The organism is Pseudomonas sp. MSSRFD41 (assembly GCF_014230245.1).
Classification (GTDB): Bacteria; Pseudomonadota; Gammaproteobacteria; order Pseudomonadales; family Pseudomonadaceae; genus Aquipseudomonas; species Aquipseudomonas piscis.
In genome coordinates this window covers 25,483-34,535 of the sequence record NZ_JACKZK010000041.1, presented here as the reverse complement: position 1 = coordinate 34,535, position 9,053 = coordinate 25,483, and the positions used below count along the sequence as shown (strand labels likewise).

Sequence of the window (9,053 nt, the reverse complement as noted above, 5' to 3'; positions counted from 1 at the left end):
CAGCTGCCAGAGGAACCACTGGCGCTCCTGGGCGTAGGACAGGGCCAGCGGCTGCTGCCGGTCCAACGGCAGGATCGCCGGGGCCGAGGCGTCGACAGCACCCAGGGCGCCGACGAAATCGGCCAGCAGCGGATGCTCGAACAGGGTCTTGAGGCTGACCTCGATACCCAGGCCATGTCGCACTCGGGACACCATCTGGGTGGCCAGCAGCGAGTGGCCGCCCATCTCGAAGAAATGATCGCCGAGGCCGACCCGCTCGGCACCCAGGACCTGGGACCAGATGGCCGCCACCTGCTGCTGTAGCTCGGTGACCGGAGCGATCCAGTTGGCCAGCGCCTGGCTGGCATCGGGCTTGGGCAGCGCCGCGCGATCGAGCTTGCCGTTGGGGCTCATGGGCAGGCGCTCCAGGAACAACAGGTGCCCCGGCACCATATAGTCCGGCAGTTCTGCACGCAGGCTCGCCTTCAACTGCTCGCGCAACGGCTCTTGCTGTTGCTCGGACAAGGCCTGGCTGGCCACCACATAAGCGACCAGCTGGTTATCGACGGCGACCACCAGGGCTTCGCGCACACTGGCCTGGGCCAGCAAGCGTGCTTCGATTTCCCCCAGCTCGATACGGAAACCACGCACCTTGACCTGATGGTCGATCCGCCCGATGTACTCGATCACCCCGTCGGCCCGGTAGCGTGCCAGGTCGCCGGTACGGTACAGGCGCCCCGCCCCGTCCGCGGCGAACGGATCGGGAATGAAGCGTTCGGCGGTGAGTTCGGGACGCTGGAAGTAACCACGGGCCAGCAGCGGCCCGCCAATCACCAATTCACCGGCCACACCCACCGGAACCGGGTTGAGGTTGGCATCGAGCAAGTAGATGGCGCGACCGTCCAGTACCCGGCCAATGGGCATGACTGCCGGCAACGGCTCGCCACCCAAGACATAAGCGGCGCAGTCCAGGGCCGTGGCACTGACCGTGGTCTCGGTGGGGCCATAGGTGTTGAACAGCCTGACGTGCTCCAGGCCCGCCGCGCGCCAGGCATTAAGGCCTTCCGGCGGCATGGCTTCGCCGCCGATATGCACCTGGCGCAGGCGTCCATAGTCGCGTGGGCCACGGTCGGCGAAATCGCGTACCAGCAGGTACCAGTAGGCGGTGGTCAGGTCGGCCACGGTGATCTGGTGTTCGATCAACTGCTGGTAGAAGGTGTCGCTGTCCCACAGTTCGCCACCGCGCACCACGACCGCCGCACCGCAGCACAATGCCGGGTACAGCTGTTCGACGAAGGCGTCGAAGTTGAAGGTGCCGAATTGCAGGGCCCGGTCATCGGCCTTGAGCTCGAACAACTCGGTGATCACTTCCACATGCCGCGCCAGGGAACCCAGGTCGATCCCGACCCCCTTGGGCCGGCCAGTGGAGCCGGAGGTGAACATCACATAGGCCAGGTTGCCCGGCTGCGAACGCACCGGTGGGTTCTCGGCGCTGTAGGCGGCCAGCCAGTGTTCGTCCTGCTCCAGACAGATCAGCGGCAAGCCGGGGCTGATCGGCAATTGCTCCAGCAGCGGTTGCTGGGTCAGCAGCAAGCCCACGCCGCTGTCCTCGATCATGCACTGCAGGCGCTCCTGGGGGTATTTCGGGTCCAGCGGCACATAGGCGCCACCGGCCTTGAGCACGGCCAGCAGGCCCACGACCATTTCCAGGGAACGATCCACCGCGACCCCGACCAGGGAATCGGCCTTCACTCCCAGCTCGATCAAGCGCTGGGCCAGGCGGTTGGCCCGCTGGTTGAGCTCGCCATAGGTCAGGCGGCGCTGGTCGAGGATCAGCGCCAGGCGCTCCGGTTGCATCGCCGCCTGCTGCTCGAACCGTTGCACTACGCTGGCCTGCGCCGGCCGCGAGGCATCGCGTGGATTCCAGGCCTGCAACAGGTGCCGTTGTTCCGGCTCCGGCAGCAATGGCAGGGCCCCCAGGGCCTGCGCCGGTGCCTCAAGGAAGCGCTGCAGCAGCGCTTGCAGGCAAACCGCCAGGCGCTGTACTGCCTGGCTGTCGAATTCGGCCTGGAGGTACTCCAGGTGCAGGCTCAGGCGTGCGCCGCCGTGCGCAGTCAGGGTCAACGGGTAGGTGGTGCGTTCCTGGCTCTTGACCTCGCTGAAGCGCAGGCCATCGGCAGCGCCCTGCTCCAGGCTCTTGGCCACGGGGAAGTTCTCGAACACCACCAGGGTATCGAACAGCGCCTCGCCGGCGGCCCCGGCCCAACGCTGGATATCGAACAACGGCGTGTGTTCGTGCTCGCGCATCTCCAGGTTCAATGCCTGAACCTGACGCAGCCAGTCGCCGACCGACTGCGCCGGTTCCACGTTGGCGATCAAGGGCAAGGTGTTGATGAACAGGCCGACTTGCTGCTCTACATCCGCCAACTGCGCCGGGCGTCCGGAGACCGTGACCCCACAGGCCACGCTGGCCTGGCCGGTATAGCGCTGCAACAGCAACAGCCAGGCCGCTTGCACCAGGCTGTTGAGGGTCACCTGTTGAGTCCGGGCAAAGGCGCCCAGGCGCCGGGTCTGCTCTTCATCCAGTTCACAGAGCAGTTCGCCGTATTCGCCCGTTGCCGGTTGCCCGCTCCTGGCCACGCTGCGAGCCAGGAAGGACGGCTCGTCCAGCTGTGCCAGGCGCTCGCGCCAGAACGCCTCGCCCAGCGCCGGGTCCTGGGCCTGCAGCCAGGCGATGTGCTGGGCAAAACCGGCGCCTGCCGGCGCCAGCGCCTGGCCCTTGCAGACTTGCAGTACTTCGTTGAGCACCAGGGCGTTACTCCAGCCATCCATGAGGATGTGATGGCTGGTGTACACCAGGTGCCAGCGGTCCTCATCGGTGCGCACCAGCACCACCCGCAGCAAGGGCGGACGAGCCAGTTCGAAGCCTTGCTGGTGCTGCTCCAGGGCCAGGGCGTCGAGCGCCGCCGGCAAATCCGTACGAGTGCGCCAGTCATGCTCGATCAGCGGCAGCTCGACCTGGCGATAGACCACTTGCAGCGCCTGGCCCTGGTCCTCCTGCCAGACGAACCCGGTGCGCAGCATGTCATGACGGCCCAGCACCTGCTCCCAGGCTTGCTGGAAGCGCGCCACGTCCAGGCCCTGGACATCGGCCCGCAACTGGCTGACATAGACATCGCCCTGGCCTTGCTGGTACAGGCTGTGGAACAGCATGCCCTGCTGCATCGGCGACAGCGGATACACATCCTGCACCTCGCGGGACGCCAGGGCCAGGTCATCCAGTTGCTGCTGGGTGAGCCGCGCCAGGCTGACGTCGGACGGGGTCAAGGCGCCCTGGCGCCGGTCCAGGCAATGTTCGATCAAGGCCAGCAACTGCTCCTGGTAGTCATCCACCAGGCGCTGGATGGTCGAAGCGTCGAACATCTCACGGCTGAAGCCCCAGCTCAGGCTCAGCTCGCCACCGTAGACCTGGCCCTCGATCACCAGCCAGTTGGCCAGCGGCGCACCCGGGTCCTGGGTTTGCCCGGCCTTCTCGCTGGCCGGTACCAGCAGTGCCTGGGCATCGAACTGGCGGTCGAACTGCCCCAGGTAGTTGAAGGTGATACGCGGTTGCGCCAGCTGCGCCATGGCGTCGCGACTGGCGGCATCGCCCAGGTAGCGCAGCAGGCCGAAGCCCAGGCCCTTGTCCGGCACGGCGCGCAATTGCTCCTTGATGCCCTTGATCGCCGCCCCTGGCTCGCCGGCGCCACGCAGGTACACCGGGAACAAGCTGGTGAACCAGCCAACGCTGCGGCTCAGGTCCAGGTCGCTGCCCTGGGTTTCCCGGCCGTGGCCTTCCAACTGCACCAGGGTGCCCTCGGCGCCGGTCCAACGGCCGATGGTGCGGGCCAGGGCGGTGAGCAGCAGGTCGTTGATCTGGGTGCGATAAGCGCCCGCTGCCTGTTGCAGCAATTGCGCGGTGCGCTGGGCATCCAGGGTCAGGGTGATTTTCTGTTCATGACGGTTTTCCAGGGCACCCGCCGGACGCTCGGCCGGCAGGTCGGCGACCTGGGCCGGGATCTGCGCCTGCCAGTAGGCCAGCTCGGCGCTACGTTCCTCCGCCAGTTGTTGCAGGTGAGCGGACCAGGCCTGGTAGGAGCTGGTACGTGGCGCGAGGGCCTGTTGCGGCTGGCTATACAGCTGCTGCAGGTCTTCCAGCAGTACGCGCCAGGACACCCCATCCACCGCCCAGTGGTGGACCACCAGCAACAAGCGCTGGCTGCCATCGGCCAGGTTGACCAGCATGCCGCGCAGCAATGGGCCTTGCTCCAAATCCAGGCTGCGCTGGGCAGCCTCGCACAGCTGGGTGAGTTGCTCCGCATCGCCCGCCTCACGCAGCCACAACAACTCACCCGGCTCCTCGGCATAGGCCTGCTGCCAGCCAGCGACCACTGGGCGCACGCGCAAGCGCAGCGCATCGTGATGCTTGGCCAGGCGCGCCAGCGCTTCGGCCAGGCGCTGGGCATCCAGGGGCTGGCGGGCTTGCAGCAACAGCGACTGGTTCCAGTGCTGGCGCTGCGGTACCGCTTGTTCCATGAACCAGTGCTGTACCGGCGTCAGCGCCAGCTCGCCGCTGGCCGGGCCGCTGTCTTGCTGGCCGAGGGCCACCGGCTTGGCCACCTGGGCCAGGCTACGCAAGGTCTGGTGCTGGAACAGGTCCCGTGGGCTGAGCGCCAGGCCAGCCTGGCGGGCGCGGCTGACCACCTGGATGGAAATGATCGAGTCGCCACCCAGGGCGAAGAAATTGTCATCCAGGCCAACCTGCTCCACCGTCAGCAGCGCTCGCCAGATCTCGGCCAGGGTCTGCTCGGCCCCCTCGCGCGGTGCACGGTAAGGAGCCAGTTGCACCTCACCGACCTGGCTCAGCAGGGCCTTGCGATCGAGCTTGCCGTTGGCGGTCACGGGCATGCTGTCCAGCAGCACCCACTGCGCCGGTACCATGTAGTCCGGCAGGCTGCGGCCCAGGTGTGCAGCCAGTGCCTCGCGCCAGTCGGCCGCGGCCTCTTGCAGGACCAGGTAACCCACCAGTTGCTTACCGTCCACCACCAGCACCGTGGCTTCGCGCACTTGCGGATGCTCCAGCAGGCGCGCCTCGATCTCGCCCAACTCGATACGCAGGCCGCGCAACTTGACCTGGTGATCCAGGCGCCCCAGGTACTCGATCACGCCATCGGCGCGCTGGCGCACGCGGTCGCCGGTGCGATACAGGCGCGCGCCATCATGGAATGGGCAAGGTACGAAACGCTCGGCAGTCAACGCCGCACGCCGATGATAGCTGCGGGCCAGGCCGGCACCGCCCAGGTAGAGCTCGCCAGCGACCCCGGCAGGCACCGGCAGCAATTGTGCATCCAGCACATGGGTACGCAGGTTGGCGATCGGCCGGCCGATCGGCACGCTATCGAGCCCCTCGTCGACACAGGTCCAGTGGGTCACGTCGATGGCTGCTTCGGTCGGGCCATACAGGTTGTACAAACCGGCCTTGGGCAACTTGGCGAACACCTGCTGCTGGGCATCCATGGGCAAGGCTTCGCCACTGCAGACGATGCGCTTGAGGCTGGTACAGGCCGACACGCCGCTGTCGCGAATGAATGCCTGGAGCATCGAAGGCACGAAATGCAGGGTGGTGACCTGCTGCTGGGTAATGGTCCGGATCAGTTGCGCCGGCTCGCGATGGGCCCCGGGAGCGGCCACCACCAGGCGTGCCCCGGTCATCAGCGGCCAGAAGAACTCCCACACCGAGACGTCGAAGCTGAATGGGGTTTTCTGCAGCACCGCATCGCTGGCGTCCAGGCCATAGGCCTGTTGCATCCATTGCAGGCGGTTGACCAGCGCCGCGTGGCTGTTGCCGGCGCCCTTGGGCTTGCCGGTGGAGCCCGAGGTATAGATCACGTACGCCAGGTTCAGCGGATCGGTCAGCATCTCCAGCGGGCTGTCGCTGTAGGCATCGAGCCAGTCCGGCTCCTGGTCCAGGGTGATGATCCGGACCGTTTCGCCAGGCAGCGACGCCAGCAGCGAACTCTGGCTGAGCAGCAGGCCGATGCCGCTGTCCTCGATCATGTAGGCCAGGCGATCCTGGGGATATTCCGGGTCCAGGGGCACATAGGCTCCGCCGGCCTTGTGGATCGCCAGCAGCCCCACGACCATTTCGATGGATCGCTCGATACAGATCCCCACCAGTGTGTCGGCTGCCACCCCCTGCTCGCGCAACAAGCGCGCCAGCTGGTTGGCCCGGGCGTCCAGCTCGCCATAGCTGAGCTGGCGCTCGCCGAACACCAGGGCACAGGCCTGCGGAGTACGCCCGGCCTGGGCCTCGATCAACTGGTGCATGCAGACTCCGCGGGGGTAGTCCACCGCGGTGCGGTTCCATTCATGCACCAGCAACTGCTGCTCCTGGGCATCGAGCAGGGGCAGTTCGCCGATACGTTGCCTGGCATCCGCCAGCATACCCTGCAGCAGGCGGGTCCAGTGGCGCGCCATGCGAGCGATGGTGACCGCATCGAACAGGTCGTCGGCATAGGTCAGCGCCGCATGCAACCGGCCGGATTTCTCGTAGGTATCGAGGGTCAAGTCGAACTGGGTGGTACGGCTTTGCCATTCCACCAACCCCAGCTCCAACCCGGAGGCGGTGTTCACCGTGGTGATATCGGCCACCTGCGGCTGGTGGTTGTACATCACCTGGAACAACGGTGTATGGCTCAGGCTGCGCTCCAGCTTGAAGGCCTCCACCAGTTGCTCGAACGGCAGGTCCTGGTGGGCCTGGGCCCCCAGGGCCGCCTCCTTGACTGCCTGCAACAGCTCGCTGACCCGGGTCTGGCCGGTGAGCTCGGTGCGCAGCACCTGGGTGTTGACGAAGAAGCCGATCAGCCCCTCGACCTCGGCCCGGTTGCGGTTGGCGATGGGCACGCCGACGCGGATGTCGCCCTGGCCGGTGTAGCGATGCAGCAGCACGTTGAAGGCCCCGAGCAGGAGCATGAACAGGGTGACGTTGTGCTGTTTCGCCAGGGCGCGCAACTGCTCGGCCAAGGCCGGCTCCACGGCGAACTCATAGCGGGTTCCGCGGTAGCTGGGCACCGCCGGGCGTGGATGGTCGGTGGGCAGCTCCAATACCGGATGCTCATCGCCCAGGCGGGCCTGCCAGTACTCCAGCTGACGCGCCTGCTCCCCCGCCTCCAGCCAGCGCCGCTGCCACAGGGCATAGTCGCTGTACTGGATCGGCAGTGCCGGCAATTGCGGCACCTCGCCGCGCTCGAAGGCGTCGTAGCAACGGATGAATTCGTCGATCAGCACATTCATCGACCAGCCATCGGACACGATGTGGTGCAGGGTCAGCAACAGCACATGGTCCTGGGCCGCGAGCTTGAGCAGCTTGATCCGCAACAGCGGCCCCTGGCCCAGATCGAACGGCAGCAACGACTGGCGCTGGGCCTCGGCGGCCACCGCCTGCTCGCGCAAGGCTGCGTCCGTGGCACTCAGGTCCTGGCACTCCAACGGCAATGGGCGGTCGACCACCACCTGCTCCAGGCGGTCATCGACATGACGCTTGAACAGGGTGCGCAGGGTTTCGTGGCGGGCGATCAGGTGGGCGAAGGCCTGCTCCAGCGCACCGCGATCCAGTTCGCCCTTGAGACGCACGGCGCCCGGCAGGTTGTAGGCGCCGCTCTCGGGGTCCAGCTGCCAGAGGAACCACATGCGCCGCTGGGCGTAGGACAGGTCCCAGCGATCATCCACGGCCACGTCGGCCGGAATCGGAAACAACGAAAAGTCGATGTTTTCATCCCGCAGGCCATCGAGGAACAACCGCCGCTTCTCCAGCGGCAGCTCGATAAAGCGGCGAGCAAGTTTCAGGGACTTTTCAGCGTTCATCGGGGTTCATCCGTACATGTTGGGTATCGAGCGAGGGCTCGGCTATCCCTACGAAACGGATGGCCCCGGGGAAAAATTAACTCCGCGCCAGCCCCCCGGATGGCGCTGGCAACGGTAAATTCCAAACCCGGCGACTCGTCAAATCAGGACCTTCTTCCCAAATAAGGTCGCGACCATGTCCTCAGCCACTTCCCTGGCCAGCTCCCTGGCCAATGGCTTGCGCAAGTTGGTAGGCGCCGGCGTCCAGCCACCCAAGGGCTACCGGGTGATCAACGTCGAAATCAAGCAGCGCATTGCCCTCAGCCCCTCCCTGGTACGCCTGGTGTTCAGCGGCGATGACATCGCCCAGGCCCGCACCCTGGCCCCGGACCAGCGCATCAAGCTGCTGTTTCCCGCCGCCGATGGCAGCCTGCCGCAGTTGCCGGTGGAGGGCGACTGGCATGCCGTGCGGCGCAAGCTGCCGGCCGAGCGGCAACCACCGATGCGCACCTACACCATCCGAGCGCTGCGCCTGCAACCGGCGGAGCTGGACGTGGACTTCGTGCTGCACGGCGTCAACGGGCCGGCTTCGAGCTGGGCGACCTGCGCGCAACCTGGCGAACGCTTGCAGATGGTGGTGCCGAACAAGGCCTTCAGCGGCGATCCCGGCGGTTATGAATGGCAACCGCCGGCGGGCATCCGCAAGGTGCTGCTGATGGGCGACGAAACCGCCCTGCCGGCCATCGCCGGGATTCTCGATGAGCTCAAGGAGTATCCGGATTATCCGGATGTGCAGGTGTTCATCGAGGTGCCCCACGAGAGCGACTGCATCGACCTGCATTGTCATCCGCTGACCCGGCTGAGCTGGCTGCCCCGCGACATGCTCGACGCCCGCCATGGCGAGCCGCTGATCCACGCCGCCCGGGAGCTGGCCGAACTGCCGCCGGCCAGCGCCGGAAGGCGACCGGTCAAGGCCGGGCGTGACGATGAGGAGCGGCCCTGGGAAACCGCAGCGCCGGCGGACAACCAGTTCTATGCCTGGGTGGCCGGCGAATCGGCCACGGTGATGAAGATCCGCCGCCACCTGATCAACGAGCGCGGCCAGGAGCGGCGCAACCTGACCTTGATGGGCTACTGGCGCATGGGCTCGTCCCTGGACTGAGGCCCACCGGCTGCGCGCCCTGCGCAGCCGG

2 protein-coding genes are annotated in these 9,053 nt (G+C 66.6%); one reads left to right on the top strand and one right to left on the bottom strand.

Going from position 1 to position 9,053, the window contains the following annotated elements:
• Positions 1–7,881: non-ribosomal peptide synthetase (locus H7A76_RS31260; protein ID WP_185702094.1), on the bottom strand; the 7,881-nt coding region annotated here is incomplete at its 3' end.
• A gap of 175 nt (positions 7,882–8,056) precedes the next feature.
• On the opposite strand from H7A76_RS31260, the gene H7A76_RS31255 reads away from it, so the two are divergent.
• The gene (locus tag H7A76_RS31255; protein WP_185702093.1) at positions 8,057–9,022 is read left to right on the top strand and encodes a siderophore-interacting protein; all 966 of its coding nucleotides are present in this window, start codon (positions 8,057–8,059) and stop codon (positions 9,020–9,022) included.
• Positions 9,023–9,053: the final 31 nt, after the last annotated feature.

Bases quoted from the DNA above. Each gene is read 5' to 3' on its own strand.
- H7A76_RS31255 (WP_185702093.1), top strand. From the start codon at position 8,057: ATGTCCTCAGCCACTTCCCTGGCCAGCTCCCTGGCCAATGGCTTGCGC.